The 20,132-nt window shown below is 56.8% G+C and carries 16 protein-coding genes; 10 read left to right on the top strand and 6 right to left on the bottom strand.

Features of this window, described 5'->3' with window-relative positions:
* Positions 1-45: 45 nt before the first annotated feature.
* On the top strand, positions 46-1,323 hold the full coding sequence (gene repC / locus ACYJRZ_RS29450) for a plasmid replication protein RepC (protein ID WP_459464737.1): 1,278 nt from the start codon (positions 46-48) through the stop codon (positions 1,321-1,323).
* A gap of 155 nt (positions 1,324-1,478) precedes the next feature.
* Positions 1,479-2,555 (top strand): hypothetical protein, encoded by a 1,077-nt coding sequence (locus ACYJRZ_RS29445; protein WP_459464735.1) that lies wholly within the window; start codon positions 1,479-1,481, stop codon positions 2,553-2,555.
* A gap of 381 nt (positions 2,556-2,936) precedes the next feature.
* Here ACYJRZ_RS29445 and ACYJRZ_RS29440 read toward each other — a convergent pair whose 3' ends face one another.
* Genes ACYJRZ_RS29440 through ACYJRZ_RS29430 form a run of 3 tightly spaced genes read right to left on the bottom strand, consistent with a single transcriptional unit; the run spans position 2,937 to position 8,185 of the window.
* Positions 2,937-3,200, bottom strand: coding sequence for a hypothetical protein (locus ACYJRZ_RS29440; protein ID WP_459464733.1), 264 nt, complete (start codon positions 3,198-3,200; stop codon positions 2,937-2,939).
* Positions 3,201-3,204: 4 nt separating this feature from the next.
* On the bottom strand, positions 3,205-7,806 hold the full coding sequence (locus ACYJRZ_RS29435; protein WP_459464731.1) for an RHS repeat-associated core domain-containing protein: 4,602 nt from the start codon (positions 7,804-7,806) through the stop codon (positions 3,205-3,207).
* A 55-nt stretch (positions 7,807-7,861) separates the two neighbouring features.
* Complete coding sequence (locus ACYJRZ_RS29430) at positions 7,862-8,185, bottom strand: RHS repeat domain-containing protein (protein WP_459464729.1); 324 nt, start codon at positions 8,183-8,185, stop codon at positions 7,862-7,864.
* A 404-nt stretch (positions 8,186-8,589) separates the two neighbouring features.
* Between ACYJRZ_RS29430 and ACYJRZ_RS29425 the strand changes: the two genes are divergently transcribed.
* From ACYJRZ_RS29425 to ACYJRZ_RS29415, 3 genes are read left to right on the top strand one after another with little or no spacing between them, the layout of a single operon-like run.
* The gene (locus ACYJRZ_RS29425) at positions 8,590-9,597 is read left to right on the top strand and encodes a hypothetical protein (RefSeq protein WP_459464727.1); all 1,008 of its coding nucleotides are present in this window, start codon (positions 8,590-8,592) and stop codon (positions 9,595-9,597) included.
* 26 nt (positions 9,598-9,623) lie between these two features.
* On the top strand, positions 9,624-10,634 hold the full coding sequence (locus ACYJRZ_RS29420; protein WP_459464725.1) for a hypothetical protein: 1,011 nt from the start codon (positions 9,624-9,626) through the stop codon (positions 10,632-10,634).
* Between the two features lie 25 nt (positions 10,635-10,659).
* A complete protein-coding gene (locus ACYJRZ_RS29415) occupies positions 10,660-11,658 on the top strand; it encodes a hypothetical protein (protein WP_459464723.1) in 999 nt (332 codons plus the stop codon).
* A 291-nt stretch (positions 11,659-11,949) separates the two neighbouring features.
* Here the strand turns inward: ACYJRZ_RS29415 and ACYJRZ_RS29410 are convergent, their stop codons facing one another.
* Positions 11,950-12,879, bottom strand: coding sequence for a hypothetical protein (locus ACYJRZ_RS29410; RefSeq protein WP_459464721.1), 930 nt, complete (start codon positions 12,877-12,879; stop codon positions 11,950-11,952).
* Positions 12,880-13,250: 371 nt separating this feature from the next.
* Here ACYJRZ_RS29410 and ACYJRZ_RS29405 point away from each other — a divergent pair, with 371 nt between their 5' ends.
* The 3 genes from ACYJRZ_RS29405 to ACYJRZ_RS29395 all read left to right on the top strand — a co-directional run bounded on the left by ACYJRZ_RS29405 (position 13,251) and on the right by ACYJRZ_RS29395 (position 14,026).
* Entirely contained in the window at positions 13,251-13,484 is a 234-nt protein-coding gene (locus ACYJRZ_RS29405) for a helix-turn-helix domain-containing protein (RefSeq protein ID WP_459464797.1), read from the top strand.
* A 16-nt stretch (positions 13,485-13,500) separates the two neighbouring features.
* Positions 13,501-13,653, top strand: a complete 153-nt coding sequence (locus ACYJRZ_RS29400; protein ID WP_459464719.1) for a hypothetical protein — start codon at positions 13,501-13,503, stop codon at positions 13,651-13,653.
* Positions 13,654-13,753: 100 nt separating this feature from the next.
* A complete protein-coding gene (locus ACYJRZ_RS29395) occupies positions 13,754-14,026 on the top strand; it encodes a hypothetical protein (protein WP_459464717.1) in 273 nt (90 codons plus the stop codon).
* Positions 14,027-14,110: 84 nt separating this feature from the next.
* Here ACYJRZ_RS29395 and ACYJRZ_RS29390 read toward each other — a convergent pair whose 3' ends face one another.
* Together ACYJRZ_RS29390 and ACYJRZ_RS29385 are read right to left on the bottom strand one after the other, a co-directional pair.
* Positions 14,111-15,685 (bottom strand): type IV secretory system conjugative DNA transfer family protein, encoded by a 1,575-nt coding sequence (locus ACYJRZ_RS29390; protein WP_459464715.1) that lies wholly within the window; start codon positions 15,683-15,685, stop codon positions 14,111-14,113.
* Positions 15,682-15,975 carry a mobilization protein gene (locus ACYJRZ_RS29385; protein ID WP_112441216.1) on the bottom strand — a complete coding sequence of 98 codons (294 nt, stop codon included), beginning with the start codon at positions 15,973-15,975 and terminating at the stop codon, positions 15,682-15,684. The genes ACYJRZ_RS29390 and ACYJRZ_RS29385 overlap by 4 nt, the downstream gene beginning before the upstream one ends.
* A gap of 285 nt (positions 15,976-16,260) precedes the next feature.
* On the opposite strand from ACYJRZ_RS29385, the gene traA reads away from it, so the two are divergent.
* Together traA and ACYJRZ_RS29375 are read left to right on the top strand one after the other, a co-directional pair.
* The gene (gene traA, locus ACYJRZ_RS29380) at positions 16,261-19,485 is read left to right on the top strand and encodes a Ti-type conjugative transfer relaxase TraA (RefSeq protein WP_459464713.1); all 3,225 of its coding nucleotides are present in this window, start codon (positions 16,261-16,263) and stop codon (positions 19,483-19,485) included.
* Positions 19,486-19,656: 171 nt separating this feature from the next.
* Positions 19,657-19,857 carry a hypothetical protein gene (locus ACYJRZ_RS29375; RefSeq protein WP_459464711.1) on the top strand — a complete coding sequence of 67 codons (201 nt, stop codon included), beginning with the start codon at positions 19,657-19,659 and terminating at the stop codon, positions 19,855-19,857.
* Positions 19,858-20,132 lie beyond the last annotated feature (275 nt).

Genomic DNA, 20,132 nt, shown 5'->3' with positions numbered 1-20,132 from the left:
GTTTTGGTGAGCGGATTTCTTTTGCCTTTTGAAAGGTGAAGGAAAATGGAGAGTGGAAGTGTATCGACGCCGTTCGGGCGGCGCCCGATGACGCTTGCCATGTTGGCAAGCCAACAGATCGCAGAGACGATTGAACCGGGGGTCATACGGAACAAATGGAAGCTCTTTCGAGCAATTTGCGAAGCGCGACCGACGCTCGGAGTTACCGACCGGGCTTTGACCGTTCTTGATGCGCTCTTGACGTTCTATCCGGCCGACGAGATTTCAGTGGAACGCGGTCTGATCGTGTTTCCCTCTAATGCTCAGCTTTCTATCCGCGCCCGGGGCATGACCGCAGCGACGCTCCGGCGGCACTTGGCGGGCTTGGTGGAGGCCGGATTGATTATTCGGAAGGACAGCGCCAACGGCAAGCGTTATGCCCGTCGTGACGGAGCAGGGGACGTGTCCGAGGCATTTGGCTTCTCGCTGGCACCCCTGCTGGCGAGAGCGGGGGAGATCGAGGCACTGGCAGCTCAAGCGATTGCGGATCGCGAGCTTCTGAGGGCCACCAGAGAACGACTGACCATTTGCCGCCGCGATATTGCCAAGCTGATCAGCATGGCCGCAGAGGAGGGCGCTGCTGGCGATTGGGAGATGATCGCGGCAATGTTCCGTGAAATCGTCGCTCGCATTCCTCGTGCTGCAGGGATCGAACATCTGTCGTCAGCGCTCGATGAAATGTCGCTGCTTCGCGAAGAGATCGTCAATCGATTGGAAACGCAGACGAAAACATCAAAAATGGACGCCAATGAGTCTCAAATTGAGCGCCACATACAGAATTCAAACCCCGAATCCATTTCTGACTTTGAACCAGCTTCCGAAATGAAGCAGGGGGCAAATTCGGTGGATCGAGCCGCGACCTCAAACGGGGGAGTGAAGTATCCTGGAGTAGAGGCAGGGGGCTGGAAGCCAAATCGGCCGACTGGCGAGAGCGACCTGAAATCGTTTCCGCTTGGGATGGTGCTGCAGGCTTGCCCGCAGATTGCCGACTATGGCCCAGGAGGGCGGATCGAAAGCTGGCGAGACCTGATGAGTGCCGCCGTTGTCGTTCGAACCATGCTCGGAGTCAGCCCGTCGGCATATCAGGACGCTTGCCTAGCAATGGGTCCGGAGAATGCTGCGACCGTGATGGCCTGCATTCTGGAGAGGGGAGGGCACATCAATTCTGCCGGTGGCTATCTTCGAGATCTAACACGGCGGACCGAAGCGGGAGAGTTTTCAATGGGGCCTATGTTGATGGCGTTGATGCGTTTGAACGGAGCGCCGTCTCGAAGGGCTTCTTAGTCGTCTTGGCGTACTGCTTGCTTCCATCCAGCACATTGTCGGCTGCTTCCGACATTTGATCCATCGTCTTAACCTGCTTAGAACGACCAGCGTGTATGGATGTCGCAAGTACCGTTTGAGGTAGCAGTTGAGCGATTTTTACTGGTCGAGGTCTGTTGGCTTCATGCGCATGGCAAAAACTGACGTCTTTGTCGCGGCTCTTCGATATCGAACAAGACACCTCGTCAGCATATGAGCGGGAGCACCGCGTACCAAGAGTCGGTGATAGCAAAGATTTCGAATTTCAATCCGAAGAAGCGGAGACGGTTTTGAAGAGATTCAATCCCATTCGAATGAGTGAGGTGATCGGTGGAACTATCGCCTATGCACTTCGTACAGAATACGATCCCGCAAGGCCGATGGGCAATTTTGCGGTGCATGACATTCGTGAAGTTATCTGTGCGTGGCTGGTGCGTCATGACAAGCAAATAGCACCCGTTCTTCCACGGGCGCTCGATTGGCTGGACAAGGCCATCGAGGGAAAAGAAGAGGAAAGGTTTGGTTCCTTGCCCTGCGCCCACCGCAAGACTTTGCACTGGGCCAAGGCTCTTGGCCAGTGGATGCACGGTAAAGGAAACGACGAAGCATCGTGGAAGACCGCACAAGATGCAGAAATTGAATACATGCGAACCGGCTTTACCAAGGTACTCGGTGTCGACAAATTCGATTACAAGCTCCAACGTTTCGTTCCTCAGGAAATCAAGGGACTGCCGTATAGTTCACGGAGGCTGCTGATCGACGGAACTCTCGATGATTTCATGGCGTTCAGCCTCCAGGCCGGCCAGTACGACACCGCAGTCGAGGAATATGAGCGACACTTAAAGCCGAAGAACCCATCACTCAAAACGACGTTAAAACCACGAGCTTTTGCCTATGCGCTTTGCCTAAAAAAGTTGGGACGAGCGCGATTTGGCGAAGATGAACTGTTGGAGGCCGGGCGGCGAATGTTGCAGGCCAATCTCGAAGAAACCTGGTTGGGAGCCGGCCAGTATGCACGCGCGGCCACATGGTTGAAGATCGTCTATTGGGACCGCGACCAGACTTTGACGCCGCTGGAGACCATCCTTAAAGCGTACGACAACATGCCAAACGTACTGTTGCCCGATTTCATGCTGGCAACCCCGTCTGAAGCTGAGCCAAATTTCCTGCGAAGGCGGTGGGCACAAATAGTGGATAGACTGCGGTTCAAATGAGCTTTGCATCTGCGGGTGCGTCGCAGGACCTAAGGCTTCGTAGAGGCGGCGACCGGGTCGATTGCAACGGACTGTTGGTGTCCAGGGTCGGCGTCGTTTGCTCAAATGGCGTAAATCTTGGCGAGAACGAACCTGTAGGACCGGGATTGGTGACAGAGTTTATGTCATCAAAGCCTATTTCGCATTCGAGCGAGCCACCTTAGCTACAAGAGCGAACAAAATAACGACTGCGAGCACCGGTAGGTAGAAAATGCCGACTATGTATGCACCCATCCATATGGCGTCAGCCAGGTTAAGACCACTTGCATCAGCGCCCATGAGGGGCAAATTCAAGACGTAGGAAGAGAGGTTACCAAATGCCTCCGGAGGTACCAGCTATCGCTATCGAACTCTTTGCGCCCTAATCACCGCCGCCACTTCTTCAGCTATTTGGGTATCCGCCAAATTGTCGGCCTCCATCATCATATCTTGAGTTCGTTTCACCGCTAAAATTTGAGCAATCCGACGAGCATCGGCTTGTTCGCCGCATAGTTCGATAATCTCAGTTGCGATATTCATATATTCGTCGCTTGGCGCGACGTGCCGTACGCCGATAGGATCCCACCTTGTAAAGAGAATTTCATTGATATCCTGCAGAACTGTCATGATCTCACCAAACTGTAACTACCCAACCTTTCGGACTTACTACCGCAGTACAACTTGCACCATAACATACCGTATTTCCATTTGGTTGCACTTGCGTCCGAATAGGATTTGAGCAAGCATCTTGAAGTGCGCTAGGAGTTATCCTCCGTTCTTGCATTCTGCTCATAGCGTGTGGGCTAATGCCGACCACATCAACTAGACCAAGCGGATCGATTCTGCGAACTGGGTCGTCGGACGCGTAGACATAAGCTGACAAAACCTCAATCGATAGCTGTGGTATAGCACCTTCCAGAGGATCCCTCGATAACCACCGGGAGGTCGCTGGATCATACCCTCGATACCAGGTCAATCCAAGATTGGCCTTGGCGAACATCTGGGCGAACCCGAAATCAGTAAGCATAGGCGCAACCTGTAGCGGCACGCCCCAAGGGTCGTAATCATTCGCGGTCGCATTCGTTGTGCTTTCAAAGACGCGTCTGACGGATCCAATTTGATCGATGCCGTAGAACAACAATGGATCAGCAGCTCCGACCTTGTATTCGCCTTCGTCGAAATAGGCGCGAGAGGCGATGTAGGTGGGATCGCGTGCCTGGCAAATTTTGTCGCCGCACCAGATATATTTCGAGGTAACCGTGGTACCGCCACCGGGAGGCGTATCGTCGATCTCAATGCGCCGGCCCAGTCCATCATAGACGAACTGGGTCTGCTTACCTGGCTGCGATGGATAGCTGATACCGACCAAACGATTTTCGGTATCCCAGGAATAGTTTTTCGCGCCATCGGACAGCAGGTTGCCGTTGGCATCATAGCTATAGACCTGACCAGAAGCCTGCGTGATCTCGTTGAGATTATTGAAGGAAACAGTCTGCGGGCCGGGATTGGGTTCTGCGACGCTTGCCTCGCTTTCTTGTGTAATTCCTGTGATGAAGTTCTCGGGCGAGCTTTGAAAGATGAAATTGGTATATTGACCGGAGGTGAGGCCGGTATTCGCGATACCAGACAAACGCCGGTCGTGAGCGTTGTCGAGGTAGCTCCAGGTGGTCTTGAGAGTTGACGTTGCTGGCAGCAACTGTCGAACCGTGATCTGGGGCGTTTGCCCGAGATAGGAAATCTGGAAAGCGCCCAGATCGCTGGAATGATTGATCACACGGCCGATAGCATCGTACTGGAAAGATTCGGCTCCGCTCCCGGAAACCTGCCGGCTCGCCGTTCGACCGAGAGCATCGTATCCATAGGCGATCGTGTGGGAACAGCTCGCAGAGCCGACTGCGGTAAAACATTCCTGGGCCAGCTGTTGGGCGCCGTCGACATAAGAGGGGTTGTAACTGTAAGTCGTCGTTCCCACCCCGTCAGTCATCGAGGTAGCGCGATCGAAATATGGATCGTAGGTAAACGACACGTTCGGCGTCGGATTGACCGCATTGAGATAGGTCAGACCAGTCAGATTGTTGTCGATCGCATAACTATATTGTTTTGTCTGTCCCAATGCGTCGAGAACGCTCTTCAGGCGGCTGGTCGTGTTCTCATAAGTGTAGGTAACATGACTGCTGTCGGCATAGGTTTTGGAGGTTTGCCTGCGCTGAATATCGTAGGCCCAGGATGTCGTGTTCCCTTTCGGATCGGTCAGAGATACGAGATTTCCGGCTGGATCGTAGCCGAGCTTTGTCGTCTGCCGCATGGGGTCGACAACACCAATCAGGCGGCGATTGGCGTCATATTGATATCGCCAAACCCGCCCCTCACGATCCTGGGAGGAAACGAGATCGAGCCGCTGATAGGTGTAGCGCTGCGATGTACCGTCGGGGTAAGTGATTTTCGTAATGCGGTCGGCCGCATCGTAGTCGTAAGTGACCGTCCAGCCTTCGGAATCGGTATAGGTACGCACGCGAGCAAAACCGTCATAGGTATAGGTAGCCGCAGTGGCGTTGTTGGCATTCGTGACCGTCACCAGATTTGCATTGGCGTCGTATTGATAGGTCGTCTTCTCACCAAGGGCATCGGTGAATGAGGTCAACTGACCGGCGGCATTGTAACCGATCGTGCTCGTCTGCCCGGCCGCGTCCGAATAAAAGATCGGCCGATGCTGCTTGTTGTAAATATATTGAGCGAGCGTGGACTGCGCGCCGAATTGATCGGCCTGACTAACGGCAACAAGATCAATGCCATTCGAATAAGAATAACTGGTGATCCGCCCAGCCGGATCCGTCGCCTGGGCCAGATTTCCGCTGCTGTCATAAGCATATAAGCTGATCTGCGATGTACCGTCATCGAGCACTCGGCCAATCGCCGTCGGCTTGTTATAAGTTCCGCCGTAAAGGGTACCCGTCGATCCGGTCTGCCCGGGATAGGTGTACCAGACGCGGTTCTCCAGCGGCTTTTTCTCGCTTTCGATTGCCGTGCCCTTGATAGAAGAGGCTGGCATGTGAACGAAATGCCGGATCCTGGCTTTAGTGTAATCGCACCCACCGGTATCTGTGCAGCCGGCGGTGACGTAAGCGCTCTTGTCCCAATGAAAACTATTGCGGTAGGGCAGATAAGTGTTGGAGAGCGGAAGTGGCATGCCAACAGGTACAGTAGCGGTCGGATCGCTGAATGGAATCGGGGCGGGCTCGAGCCATTCCTCGCGCTCCTTATTGCCGAGCGGATCAGTGATCTGAACAAAGCGCGGCGGACCCGAGGTTCCAGGCGCCGTATAGCTGAACCGGGTTGTACCATAAGGCGTCGTCAGCGCGTTGATGAGCGAATTGGCGTCATAGCTGAAACTCGACGTCAGACCGATGATATCGGTGATCGACGCCAGCCGCCCTTGGCCGTCGTAAGCTAGCACGGCGCTGCGTCCGAACGGATCGGTGATCTTGCTGACGAGCAACGGGCGGTTGGGAACGTCATAGCTGAAGATCATATCACGCCCGACAGCATCGGTGATTGAGGTTAGCCGCTTGTTGTTATCGTAGTGCAACGTTGCGGCGTCGCCCTGGGGATCAATCACTTTGCTCAGGAAGATTTTGCGCGGATAGGCGGCACTTCCATCGGACTGCTCATAGATTTCTATTCCACCATTGCGCAACTGCCGGCGATAGCTGGCCGGCGATTGTGAGACGAGGGAAAGGATCGAACCGTCAGTGTCCTGCGCGGCGAAGGTTCTACGGACAGTGTCATAGCCGAGATAATAGAAGGCGCCGCCCTCACCCATGATACGCGAGACATTTGCGCCGGGATTGGTCGGATCGTCGATGATATAGCTTGACCAGCTTAGCGACCATTTTTGGCCGATATTGAAGTAGTCGAAATTGGCAGGCTGACTATCTTCACGCTGGTTGTAGCTGAGGCCGATCTTCATCGAGGGACCGATCGGCGGAACGTAGCCGACGGGTACGTCCGAAAGTGCTACGCTAACGCTGGATTCCTTGATGTTAACCACGCAGAGAGGGCATTGGTTATTATTGTCACCGTTATTTTGGTTGTTTGCGCCCTGCGGCCAAGGCGACTGGTTTCCATTGCCGCCTAGTCCTCCTGGGCCGCCAAGAGATGGACTGTTGGGATCAGGAGGTGTCGGTCCCGGTCCGTTGGCATTCGTGTCGCCGGCATCGCCCTGGCGCGTACTGTTCGTCGATCCCTTGCCGCGAATGGAGACTGCTTGTGACATTGAGACCGACTGCCAGGCTTCACTGGTGATCTCGCTTGCGGGCACAAGGAAATATCCGCTCGCCTCCGCATTCAGTGCATCGAGCGTGACCCACATATCAGCATTCGGAAAGACTGCGTCCTGAACATGATAGCGGCCGTTCGCCTTGCCGACGATCGCCGCAAAATGCCCCACCTTCCAGTGGACGACCGATGGCATGGGGACAGCTTCGTCCGCAGAACGGCGAATCAGGCGATAGTCGAGCTTTACCTTGCTTGCCAGTCCACCGAGTTCGGCAAGCGTCGTGCCTTCCGGTCCGGCATTGTAAAACTGCAGGAAATTGAGTTTGTCTGCGCTCATCCCCTGGGTCAACAAAAGAGCTCGTAGCGCAAGCGGACCGCAGTTGAACAGGTGCCGCGGATCCGTCTTGACCAGTGTCAGCATGTCGCGGGCGGATTGGATTGTTTCAGTTGCCGGCCCGGAGACCTTACGCCCGTCCAGTTGGCTAAACAGCAGCGCCAGATCATCGCTCCGTCCCATGCTGGCGTTCAGGCTGGCCAGCTCGCCGACAGCACGGTCGGTGAGTGCACGTGCTTCCGGAGCAGATGCTTCCCTCCCTTCGATCCAGGCCTTTTGCCAAGCATCAATAGCGCGCGAGAAATAGCCGTCATGCAGATAGGAGAGGCCGATATTGGTCCACAACGCTGTTGACCAGCCGCCATGGGGATACCGCTGTAGAAACCCCATCAAACTGGAGAGATCGGAGGGATCCTGCCGATGCTGAAACGCATCGAGAGCAGCAGAAAGATCCTCGTCCTCGTTCGGCAAGGTGACCTTTGTTTTCACCAAAGGCTCGGCAAAGCCGACCGCGCCGGGCGCGGAAAACGTCGCTGCCGCAGGCGGTGCGGCCATAGCTGTACCGGCGGAGATCAATGCGAGAAGAAATACTGCTGCTGTTCCGGATTTGAATGCAGACATCATCGAGATCTCTCGTCATATTTTTGGAAAGGCGGGGAAGATCGTCAGTCAATCGTGCTCACGGCTGAGTCCACAGGATGCACCCCCAGGACCCTGAACCCCAGATCGCGTCAGCGATACCGCTCGTCCAATTGACGCCGCCCCAGGCGACCTGCCCCCAGATCGGTGGAGAGGCATCCTTGGTCGCGCTCTGCTGGGACGTGCGATTGCCGTTCGGGTCATAACCGTAAACGATGCATTTCGAGTTCTCATAGAAGCCCGTGGTCAGCCGCCCGTTAGCGTCGTAACCAAAGTCGCTTGATTTCGAATCTGCAAACACGGGGATAGCACTCGCCAAAAGCGCAATCGAAACAACTATGTGGAAGCCGAGCTTCGAAAACATCGCTCTTTCCTTGTGAGAAATTTGTTTATTGTCGCACAATTTGCATCTTGTGAGTTTATGTTTTGATCGATAACTTTCGCAGCAATTGCAGCACTCCTCGGACTCATCCGAAGCCGGCTGCGATGGCATCCAGCGAAGCCCTCAGCGTTTGAAATAGCATTCTCATACAATAATCAGAAATACAATCCCGTAAAAACCGGGAATCGAAGCATTGTCTTCAGTTTTAAATCTGAAAAGAGGCATCTTTTCGGAAGAAGTTTTTGTTATATTTGCAGTTATATTGCAATATCATTAGATTTACGCAGATATATTTTATCAATTGACGAAATTGCTTTCGTCATGCAATTAGATCGCGTCTCAATTTGCTTACGCATTGCTTTCACCAGTTTCCAAGAGGACGCCCGATGCGATCTGAAAGCAACCTTGCACTGAATTTTCTGGTATCTGCACTCCTGGCAATGGTCTCCTCTCCAGCGATGGCCGCGTGCATGGTGCCAAATGTCTTGTCTAACGGTCAGACGGCCGACGCGACGCAGGTCATGCAGAATTTTTCGGCCGTAGCGGGCTGCGCCAACGCGACCGCCCCATCAGGGGGCCAGAATACGGTTCAGTTCGAAACATCGAGCGGGAATCTGGGCGGCGTCGCCTTGTCCGATGGACAAGTAATCGTTGGAACCACCGGAGGCGCGCCGCAGTCCAAAACGCTCACGGCTGGTCCCGGCGTCGCCATCATGAACACCCCCGGTGGAATTTCGATCTCGGCAACAGGCAGCGGCTCCGCAAATGCGGTCGACTGGTTGAACGAAGCCGCCGTCATCAGGCCTGTGGCCGCCAACTTTTCCGTCGTGACATCGACGACTGCGCCGGCAGGCGCTTCCTTGGTGCCGACTGTGCGCGGCATGGCATTGACAACGACAGCCGTTGCGGATGGTACCAGCGTCATGGCCGAGACCGCGACTCCGTCGGGCCCATGGCAGGCAACCATGTTGGCGATCTATTCTGGGCCACTTGCGAAGGCCAGCTTTCCGGCAATTGCCGTACGTGACTCCATCAGCCACCGCGCTGTCGAATTTGGTATCGGCGGATCCGGCACGACCTCGTATCAGGCAGCTTACACTCGAACGGTTGGAGGCCCGGGGCTCGATACGGTGCTCGGCCAGACAACGACGGTCGACGTGGGCCTGCCACCACCTTCGCAGCCTCTCTGGTCACGAGTGACCTATGACGGCACAAATCTATCATGGGCGGTTTCCCGCGACGGCGAGGTATTCTCTACCGTCTTTACCGTCCTCGCGGCCGACAATCTGTCCAATGTGGATCGAGTCGGCCCCGCCGCATTGTTCCAGCAGCCGATAAACCCAAGCTGGCCATCCGCCTACCACATTCTGTCCTGGCGCCTTGCCAGCATGTAAACCGTTCCCCAGCATCGAGGTTTCTCATGCCCAGAGTCCCGTTCCTCGCTCCGATCCTTTCCGTGATTTTCTTGACAACCGCCGCAGGCACTGCCCTCGCACAATGTGCTCTCCCGAACCAGCTTCAAACCGGGGACCTGGCCGACGCAGCGAAAGTAGCCGCAGACTTCACCGCCCTCGCAAACTGTGCCGATGCCCAGACGCCGAGTGCTGACGCGAATTCGGTGATCTACAATGGCGGAAACGGCACGCTCGCGGGCGTCCCCCCACTCACCGACGGTCAGCTTCTTATAGGATCAACCGGCAATCCTCCCCAGCCCGCAATGCTCTCGGCTGGCTCAGGCATCGCAATTACCGGTGGCCCCGCATCCGTCACGATTTCGGCGACCGGCAGCGGCACAGGGGTAGCAGTTGACTGGCTGAACAAGGCGGCCGTAGCCAAGCCAAATGCTGCCTCGTTCACCATGCGGACGAGCTCGACTCCACCGGTTGGCGCGGCAGTAGCAGCGACGACACGCGGGCTGTTGTTATCTGTGGCAGCGAGCGTCAACAATCAAGCCATCATGGCGGATGTGCCGCTGCCCCCAGGGAACTGGCAGGCAACGATGCTTGCGGTCTATACTGGCTCCCTAAACGCCTATATTCAGCCATCGCTGACTGTTCGCGACAGTACGACAAATCGGGCTGTTTCCTTTTCACAGGGCGCGAATGGAGGCGGAAATTCCTATAGGTTCGACTATGTAAAGACATCCGGCGGTATCGGCCTAGACACCAACTCGGGCGACACGTCGTTTCAGGATGTTGGATTTTCGACCCCAAGCGAGCCGATCTGGTCGAGATTGACCTATAATGGAACAACGCTCGTCTGGTCGTTTTCGCGAGACGGCGAGAATTTTACCAATGCGTATTCGATATCAGCGACTGACTGGCTTACCTCGCTGAGCACGATCGGCCCCGCAATTCTCTTCTACCAGCCAGCTCATTCCAACTGGAACAGTGGCTATCACATCCTGTCCTGGAATCTCGCCTCGCTTTAATTCCTAAGAATGTTGGAGTTTTGTCATGGGCAAGACACGTTATCTGATATCCGCCGCTTTCCTCTCGGCTATGGTCGGCAATGCGTTCGCAGCCTGCACTGTGCCCAATCAAATCGTCAATGGAGGTGTCGTCGACAGCGCGCCGGTCATGGGCAATTTCAACGCCGTCGCGACCTGTCTCGGCAATACAGCACCCTCCGGTACGCAAAACAGTGTCCAGCTCGACAATGGTAGCGGCGGGTTTGCAGCTGTTGGGCCATTGTCCGATGGGCAACTGCTGATCGGAGCCACTGGTTCGCCGCCGAGCGCAACGACTCTGTCGGCTGGGGCGGGCATAGCCATTACGAACTCACCAGGTGGTATTTCGATTGCGACCACTGGCGTGCTTGGCGGCGGCGGCGCGGACTGGCTGAATGGCACCGCCGTTGTCAAACCGGTTGCCTCAAGTTTTACCCTGCGAACCTCCACCACTCCGCCGACTGGAGCCGCGATTGCCGGTTCTAGCCGAGGCATGGTCCTGTCAACATCCGCAGCAGTCAATGGAGCTGCGATGATGGCGGAAATGAACGCACCCACTGGGCATTGGCAAGCCACGATGCTTGGGGTCTACACGGGCGGATTGTCCGATTACTCCATGCCGTCCATTGCCGTACGGGATGCCGTCAACAACAAGGCAGTTGAATTCGGCATCACGGCCTATGGACTTACTGACTATCGCTTTGACTATTTCATTACCTCAGGAGGCATCGGCCTTGATGGGCGCGTCAATGATATCATGAGCCAGGATGGCGGCTTCCCGCAGCCAGCTCAACCGATCTGGCAACGACTGACCTATGATGGCAGCAATTTCATCTGGTCGTTCTCTCGCGACGGCGAGTTCTTCATCCCTGCCTATTCCGTTCCATCAACTGCCGCTATTGCCAATCTGAGCACCATCGGCCCAGCAGTTCTGTTTGCCCCCAATATCAGGCAAACTTGGACTGCGTCGTTTCACGTTCTATCTTGGAGTGTCGTCCGTCTATAACGCAAAAGAGCGGGACCATCCACCGTCGAACTTACTTCGAGATTCGTCGTCCGTAAGAACGGTCACGGATACTTCTCCGCTGATGGCGCGCGGTTACCGTCGTCGGAGAATCGTCTTCGAGTGTGCACCCTAAGGGGAAATCGACACACGTTTATGTTTTTGTTCGACCTTAGCGTGTCTGCGGGAGCAGATGTTGTTCTGTCCTGCCGCAGCTAAGGTCGCTGGGTAATCGCGGTTGGCCGGATATGCCTATTGCGAAGCGGCGCGTGCCGGATCGGGAAAGAGCAGGTTCTAAAGAGTTCGCGCATTAGCAGCGCGATGTTTAGTTACCGTGGAGCCTCTCAACATTCTTCGTACCTTTAGCGAGACTTCATCCAGAGTTGCCATAACTCGATTCATCTGCGAGAGCGTAGCCCTCGTCTCTGGTCCATAACTGATGGCGAGATACTCTCTGTTTGATGAGAGAGTTGCCAAATGCGCCGCTGTACGCTTGCGCAAAACCAGGCCGATATCAATTGCTACGCGGGTCCGCTCGTTAAAATCGCCCTCAAAGCCGCGGATTGTCTCGCGATCAAGGCCGTTAGCAAGCAGAAGAGCATCCAGATAGAGCTTAATCGCATGGAGAGCCAGAAGGCGTTGCGAAAGGTGGTTGGGCTTCGACATACCCTCGCCAAGCGTGTTGGCGGCGTCTCGGTATTGGGCTGCCAAATCTAGAATCCCTCGTACGTCCGCTGCCTTGCCGAGATATGCAGGTCCAATGCCTGGTTTCGGCCGACCCTTTTCCGTAAGGAGAAGGAGATCCTTCAGCATCGTCCGCAGCGCGGGCCACGGTGCATCGTTAAACTTCAAGCTGGGATCATGCATGACGATCAGGCAGTGGAGCTTCGCGGTGACTTCGATCAGCGAGGAGGGCCGTGTGATCCACATGACACGTCCGGATATACCAGCCCGTTCCGCGAGTTCTTGTTCTCGGGCGACGATCGCGCTGTATCCCAAGCGTCGATCCGCTTCTTTCCATCGTTTCCGGCGCCGACGAAGCTCGGATCGCGCCTGAGACAGGTGTTCGGAATCTATCTGATGGGCTATTCGATTGATGTCGGCAAAAGAGCGAACCTCGACGGCGCCATCCTTTTCGACATTGGGAAGCATAACGACCGGACGACCGCCAGCCTCGTTGAGCAATTCCGCCTGCAGCTTTTCTCTAAGACGGATGACCCTCATGTGCTCCTGGTGGCACGCATACCAGCGGGGCCACATCTCTCTGACGGGCGTAGGACCACTCTCCCTTCGCTGCTGTGTTTCTGTGATCATTGCGCTCAGCAGGCGTGCTGCGAGGGGAAGTAGGTTCCGGCGGTCGATCACGCGCGGTAAGATTTCGGTGGCGCCGCTCACTGAGTGCTTTTTTCTAGGCGTAATTGCAGGCAAAGTTCTGCTATTCTCAGAATCAGTCATGATCCGAGCCTCACTTATGGATTTTGGTCGTGCCGCTCGTGGTGGGCCAACCAGGAGCGGTGGAACGATGAAATCGTAACATGGATACGATATCCGCCAATGCAGCAGACTTCAATACAAAATCGTATCGGTGTTACGAAATGATTCCGATTCAGTGCAAAATGGCGCGCGTGGCGCTGGGGTGGGGAACTCGCGATTTGGCCAAATTCGCGCGTGTATCTCCCGACACAATCGCCAGGTTGGAACGAGGTGAACAGCTTCGGGCTTCAACCGTTGAAGCTATCCGAGTCGCCTTCGAGAACGCAGGTATCGAATTTATCCCCGAAAACGGTGGTGGCGTTGGCGTTCGGTTCTCTAGGCCAAAATCACAATGATAATCACGAGGCGGCCTTGGCCCTGGATATCTCTCGAAGATTAGTCGCCGACTACCGCAAGGATAAGCCGATCCCGCGTCACATCGCGTTCGCGACACGCTATTTGGTGGACCAGCAAGCGGTTAACGACAACTACGAACAGCACGGCGAGAGTTTCAAAGAGGCGTAATTGGAAATGGTCGATCGCAAGTGCTTCGGGTGCTGCGTAAACCGCCGCGGGCATTGCCTTCGGCAATTTATGCTCGAAACAACATGACTGGGCCAACATCATGATCGAGAGCGAGACACGACAAGCCGATTGGCGCCGGGCAAATCCAGCAAAATACGACGCGCATCTGAAGGTCCAGAGGGCTTTGAAGACCGGGCAACTGGAAAAGGGCGTCTGCGAGGTCTGCGGCATCGAGGCGGTCGATGCCCATCACGACCAGTACGAAGACCCATTGCAAGTTCGTTGGCTCTGCCGACGCCATCACACGCGCCTTCACCATTATGGGGAAGACATGTTCCCCATAAGGCCGGTTGCTGCTCAGCGCGAAGACTAGGACCAGCGACTTGCATCATAAAGGTGGCTTGTAGGAGCTCTTGCGAACCTGCCCGTTACGGGCTGTCGACCTGCCGGAGACCGTTCATGCCGGATCGAAAGTCCCCTCAAATTCCACATCGGCGTAGTATCGCAACTTCTTGGTCCAGGCCGGCCGCTGCCCCTGTCGCAGCACGATCATCTTGTCGGCGGGTAGGCGCATGATCTCATCGGCGTTGATGAGATCACGCGCCGAGATGTGTTCCGATGTGGACTTCTTGCCCTCGCTCCATGACCGGGTGCGGTATTGGGCGTCCGTTTTGCCAATAGAGCGGGTGATCAGCTCGGCGGTTTCGATATCGTTGACCCCGAACACCTGGAGGACAGCGGCGTTCGACAGGAAGGTGCCGGCGCGCTTGCCATAGGTGGCGCGCAGCTGATGGATGTCCTGCAGGATCGGCCAGAGCTGAACGCCATAGCCGGCCATCAGACCCATGGCGCGTTCAACAGGAGCGAGATACCCGAGAGCTGCGAATTCGTCGAGCAGGTTGAGGACAGGTCGGGTAGGGGAGGCCGGATCACGCGCCATATCGGTGAGACTTTGCGTGACCAGCAACCGCAGCCAACGCGAATAGGTGGAAAGCCGATCCGGCGGCAAGACCAGGAACACCGTCGCGTTGTCGCGCTTAAGATCAGCGAAGCGGAAATCCGATCGGCCGAGCGCGACCATCATGCTCGGACTGTCGAGGAAATGAGTGTGACGTTGGGCAGCCGAGAGCACGCCGGCCGCCTCCCGATCGGACTTGCCGAGATGCCGATTGGCGGCGCGGGCAATCAGACCGCTCGCCTCTTCCATCTCCTGCATGACGGCGAGCAGCGTGGCAAACCGTTCTGGCGGAAACGTCAGATATTCGCGCAGCGTTCCGAGGTGTCGGCGCTCCGGAGATTCCGCAACGGCGATCGCGAGGATCAACCCGGCAATGAGCGCCTTGGCCTCCTCGTTCCAATGCGCTTCCCCCGCCATGCCGGGTTCATCGAAAACGAGGGCATCGGCAAGCATGCTTGCGTCTTCGGCGACGTCGAGACCATTCGGATCGAGCGTATCGAGGGGATTGAAGGCAGCGGATCGTTGTCCCGTCACGCCGAATGGATCGAGGATGTGCACCGGCCCGAATTGCGCGCGAGCGCGACCGGTGACTTTGGTATTTTCACCCTTCGGATCAATGCAGATCACCGAACGCTCGGCGGTCAGCAGATTGGGAATGATGGTGCCGGCGCCTTTGCCGGTTCGTGTCGGTGCCATGGTCAGCAGATGCGCAGGCCCGCCATAGCGCAGCAGCCTGTTCGTCACCGGGTCCCGGCCGATCAGCAGGCCATTATCGGGGGCTGAGAGCGTCTGCAACTCTTTCGTGGTTGCCCAACGGGCAGTACCGAACACGGCAGGGATCGGAGCGTTGGTCAAGAAGGCCGAGAGGAAACCGCCGACACCAAATAGAAGCGGCAGATACTTGGCGATGGCAACGAAGAGCTGACTGGTCGCCCCATGCTCAATCCCGGCAACCAGATGGATGAGACCGTTGGCAAGCACGAGCAGTCCGGCAAACAGAATGCCGATGATCGCACCTGCGACGGCCATGACCGGCGCCTTGACGCTTAGTTTCAGCAGGCGGGTAAATGTCATTTCTCGTTGCCAATTGTCTCCGGCGGGGAGGCCGGCTTGAGGATGTCGTCGAACAGGGCTTTGTCACCATCACGGGTCAGGAAACCGGGCAGCTCCCTGCGCAACCAATCGCCCAGTCGTCGCGTGAAGTCGGCATCGTTGGAATTCTCCAGCCGATGGAGCACGAGCGCCCCGAGCAGTACCTTACGCCGCGTGTCTTCCGCGCGCTCCCGTTTGCCAAGGCGCGCCTGCAGCGTCTTCTTGCGAACCTCCAGTTCGGCGATGCGTTGTTCGAGGGTCTTGCGTGCCATTGTTATTCCTTCATGTCCGGTGTCTGTCACACTGTTGCAAGGAAGAACGGGAATTGCCGTTGCAGCGATGCGTTGCTTTCCGGCATGCTCACGAGACTACACAGCGTTGCGTCTGCAACAACCCTGAATATATGGGGGCCTGAATATATGGGGGGAGGTGCGTCTTGCCTGATCCCGGAGTGGCGTGAGCGAAGCGAACAGAATTCTAAGGGCGCACTTACGAGTTGTTGCACAACTCAATGCTTGATATCATCGATTGGCCGTTTCAATTCGGAAAACTCTCATTTGGCAATCTATCACTTAAGCGCAAAGCCGATAGCCCGCAGTGGCGGTCGTAGCGCCGTGGCATCCGCCGCCTATCGTGCCGCGGTAAAGCTGACCAATGAGCGTGACGGGCTGACGCATGATTTTACCCGCAAGCGCGGTGTGGAGCATAGCGAGATCGTTTTGCCTGATGGTGCGCAGGCGGACTGGGCTCTTGATCGGTCGGCGTTATGGAATGCGGTCGAATATGCGGAGAAACGCAGCGATGCGCGGGTGGCGCGGGAGTTCGAAATAGCACTTCCGCATGAGCTGAGTTCAGATGAGCGGCTGTCGTTGACGCGAGACTTTGCCCGCGAGCTTGCAAACCGTTATGGCGCTGCGGTGGACTTTGCCATTCATCAGCCTCAGGGGGAGAGTGATATCCGCAACTTCCACGCCCACGTACTGATGACGACGCGGACGGTCGGGCCGGATGGGCTCGGCGAAAAGACGATGATCGAGCGAGAGAACAAGTGGCTGCTGAACCATGATCAGCCGACCTCTCATATGCAGCTTCGGGATATCCGTCAGGCTTGGGAGACCCATGCCAATCGTCATCTGGTGCGGGCCGGACTTGATGTGCGGATCGATCATCGATCGCACCAGGAGCGTGGGCTTGAGATCGAACCGACCGAGCATATGGGCGTCTATGCATCGCAGATGGATCGGCGTGGTTTGGAGGTGTCACGGGCGCGGCTCGATGAGAAGGCGGCCCGACGAAATGCCGAACTGATCCGGGAGAAGCCCGAGCAGGTTCTGGCGATCATTACGGCTGAGAAGAGTGTGTTCGATCGACACGACGTGGCGCGGGCGCTGCATCGCTATATCGATGATATCAAAGGTTTCCAGAATGCCTTTGCTTCCGTCATGGCATCGTCGGCATTGGTCGAGTTGCGGCCGGAGCAGAATGGCGAGTTGGCGCGATATTCGACGCGGGAGATGCTGGAGATCGAGCAGGCCATGGTCGAGAGTGCCGAGCGGATGCAGGGCTCATTCAGTCATGGTGTTAACGGACATCATGTCGAGCGAGCGTTGGGTCGGCAGGACGATGCCATCAGGGCGAGGACTGCGGCGTCGCTCTCGGGGAAGGTCGAGCGCGGAGACATGTTGCTGGCCGATCGGGAGCGGGTGGTCGAGCGTTCCGGATTGAGCCAGGAGCAACGCGCTGCAGTTCAGCACATTACCGGCCTTGGACAGATTGCAGTGGTGATCGGCTTTGCCGGTGCTGGCAAGTCCACCATGCTGGCGGCTGCACGCGATGCCTGGGAGAGACAGGGGTATCAGGTTCATGGTGCGGCCCTTGCCGGTAAGGCGGCCGAGGGGTTGGAGGAATCCTCCGGTATCGCATCGCGCACATTGGCATCCTGGGAGTATGGCTGGCAGTCGGGCAGGGGGCAGCTTGGCAAGGGCGATGTTCTCGTCATCGATGAAGCTGGAATGGTCGGAAGCCGGCAGCTCGCACGCTTCGTCAGTGAGGCCGAATCCCGGGGTGCAAAGCTGGTCCTTGTTGGCGATCACGAGCAGTTGCAAGCGATCGGAGCGGGATCTCCGTTCCGGGCGATTGCCGAGCGTGTGGGAGCGGTCGAGCTTTCGGAAATCCGCAGACAGAGCGAGGGCTGGCAGCGGGAGGCGTCGATTGCGTTTGCGACACATCGAACGGGCGAGGGGCTTGCTGCCTATGCCGATCGCGGTGCCGTGAACTTTGGCGAAACGCGAGAGGCGGCGCGGGCAGAACTGGTGCGCGATTATCTCTCCGATCTGGAACAGCGTCCGGGATCGCGGATCGCACTGGCGCATCGCCGGGTCGATGTTCGAGCGATCAATGCGGATATCCGCGTGTCGCTTCAGGAGCGTGGCCGGTTGGCGAAAGGAGAGGATGTTCAGGGCGAGCTTGGCCGCGAATTTGTCTATCAGACCAATCAAGGCAAGCGATCGTTCGCGCCAGGCGATCGGATCGTGTTGCTGGAAAACAACCGCGATCTCGGTGTGAAGAACGGCATGTTGGGAACAGTGCAAGCCGTCGAGGCGGACGCACTACAAATACGTCTCGACGGCTCTGGCGACGGGCGGAACGGTGCCCGGACCATCTCCATACCTGTCAATAGTTACCAAGCTTTTGACCATGGCTATGCAACGACGATTCATAAGTCGCAGGGTGCGACCGTCGATCGAGCTTTTGTAATGGCGTCGGTCACCATGGATCGGCATTTGACCTACGTGGCGATGACGCGCCATCGCGACAGTGTCCAGCTTTATGCCGGACGCGATGAGCTCAAGGATATGAAGGTGCTCAGCGCCAGCTTGAGCCGATCTGGCGCGAAGGAAACGACGCTCGATTATATCGGTGCCTTTGCCGAGCGGCGGGGCCTGGCCGAAGAGTTTGGCGTTCGCAGCGAGATTGCCGTCAGCCCCTTGCATGATCGGGATGAACAACGGATCGACAGGCCAGTCGAGACGGTCGAACCGCTTGTGCCGGCGCTGACGAACCATTCCCGCAGTGTCGAGGACATAGCTCGCGAGAAAGCGCGGCCTGACTTCGAGCGTGCCATGGACGCGGTGCGCTCCGTTGGTCGGAATGTCTATGTGGATCCGGACGGTGTTGCCGCGCGGTTCAGCGCGGCCATCGTCGATAAGGGCATGGACGCTCAGGCGCTGGCGAAATCGGTCGCCGAGCGGCCCCAGCAGTTCGGGGAACTGCTTGGCAAGTCCGGGCTTCTTGGTGACAACAAGGCGCGTAACGCTGCACGTCACTATGCCAGAGCGCTCGGCAATCATGTAGCATCGGCAGGTCAGGTCTGGGAACGGCGGTTGGAGGCGGAGCGCCAGTCCGAGATCTGGAGCCGCGAAAAGCGCGATGTCATCGAGATTCCCGGGCTTACCTCAGGCAGCGAAGCCCTCTTGAAGCAGCTCGATGGATTGCCCCAGGCAGAGAAGTCTAAATTCCTCGAACATTTATCGGGCACGCCGGAAGGAAAGCAGGCTCTCGATGAGGCGAGAAAGATCGTCCAGGCGCTCGAGCAACGGTTCGGCAGTTCCGATCCGCGCGCGTTGAAGAAGGAGAACTTGCGGCTGGGGCCAGAAGTCACGGGCAAACTCGATCGTATCGAGGCTATTGCGCGTATAACGGATCGGGCACAGAGGGCAGAGCTATCGCGTCAATATGAGTTGAAGCGGACCCTGAACAAGGGGCTGGGGTTGGGGATGTAGTTTGCGAGGAAGTGGGCGTCCCGGGTTAAGGCACCAGGCCATTTGGCTTCGGCTGTCCCGACCCTTGCAGGCGAGGAGGGGGGTGCTGCTGCGGGCGGAATCCCCAACCGTCGCATTCATTGAAATTGTCGCTACTTTTTCTGCTCGCCAGTCTGGAACAAGGAGATTGCTATGGTGAAGCTTGCATATGTCTTAGGAGGACTGCTCCTCCTGATCGGTCTCGTCTGGATGGGTCAGGGCAGCGGGTATTTTCCGTATCCGGCGGAGAGCTTCATGATCGATCGGACGCCCTGGATTTATCGGGGAGCTCTGGTCGCCATTGTCGGCGTTGTGGTGATCGTGCTGGCGCGACGCAAGCGCCCGCTCCCGTGATTGCCCCCGTTTCACTATTGTCACAGGAACCATTTCACCGCGTGTTTCACTGGAGAAATGGATCGTCGCGCCTCCCGCACCTTCAGCAGATCTGGCGCTTCCTGGTGGGCAGACAACGATCTGGTATGCAAGGTAATTACCGGGAGGTGATGGCGATTTGCTGTGGCACCAATATTGACGCTGGAGAAATTACCCTAGACCTCAGCGAGGTTGGCATAGAAGTCGATCGACGAAGAGCAAGCTGGCATCACGACTGTTGATTGCCACTGAGAACT

Source organism: Rhizobium sp. No.120 (genome assembly GCF_054558365.1).
The sequence above is the reverse complement of the archived record's forward strand: the minus strand, read 5'-3'. Positions and strand labels throughout refer to the sequence as shown.

What these genes read in the sequence shown, in the direction of transcription:
- repC (WP_459464737.1), top strand. Translation starts at nt 46, where the DNA reads ATGGAGAGTGGAAGTGTATCGACGCCGTTCGGGCGGCGCCCGATGACG.
- ACYJRZ_RS29440 (WP_459464733.1), bottom strand. Translation starts at nt 3,200, where the DNA reads ATGACAGTTCTGCAGGATATCAATGAAATTCTCTTTACAAGGTGGGAT.
- ACYJRZ_RS29435 (WP_459464731.1), bottom strand. Translation starts at nt 7,806, where the DNA reads ATGATGTCTGCATTCAAATCCGGAACAGCAGCAGTATTTCTTCTCGCA.
- ACYJRZ_RS29430 (WP_459464729.1), bottom strand. Translation starts at nt 8,185, where the DNA reads ATGTTTTCGAAGCTCGGCTTCCACATAGTTGTTTCGATTGCGCTTTTG.
- ACYJRZ_RS29425 (WP_459464727.1), top strand. Translation starts at nt 8,590, where the DNA reads ATGCGATCTGAAAGCAACCTTGCACTGAATTTTCTGGTATCTGCACTC.
- ACYJRZ_RS29420 (WP_459464725.1), top strand. Translation starts at nt 9,624, where the DNA reads ATGCCCAGAGTCCCGTTCCTCGCTCCGATCCTTTCCGTGATTTTCTTG.
- ACYJRZ_RS29415 (WP_459464723.1), top strand. Translation starts at nt 10,660, where the DNA reads ATGGGCAAGACACGTTATCTGATATCCGCCGCTTTCCTCTCGGCTATG.
- ACYJRZ_RS29410 (WP_459464721.1), bottom strand. Translation starts at nt 12,879, where the DNA reads ATGAGGGTCATCCGTCTTAGAGAAAAGCTGCAGGCGGAATTGCTCAAC.
- ACYJRZ_RS29405 (WP_459464797.1), top strand. Translation starts at nt 13,251, where the DNA reads ATGATTCCGATTCAGTGCAAAATGGCGCGCGTGGCGCTGGGGTGGGGA.
- ACYJRZ_RS29395 (WP_459464717.1), top strand. Translation starts at nt 13,754, where the DNA reads ATGATCGAGAGCGAGACACGACAAGCCGATTGGCGCCGGGCAAATCCA.
- ACYJRZ_RS29390 (WP_459464715.1), bottom strand. Translation starts at nt 15,685, where the DNA reads ATGACATTTACCCGCCTGCTGAAACTAAGCGTCAAGGCGCCGGTCATG.
- ACYJRZ_RS29385 (WP_112441216.1), bottom strand. Translation starts at nt 15,975, where the DNA reads ATGGCACGCAAGACCCTCGAACAACGCATCGCCGAACTGGAGGTTCGC.
- ACYJRZ_RS29375 (WP_459464711.1), top strand. Translation starts at nt 19,657, where the DNA reads ATGGTGAAGCTTGCATATGTCTTAGGAGGACTGCTCCTCCTGATCGGT.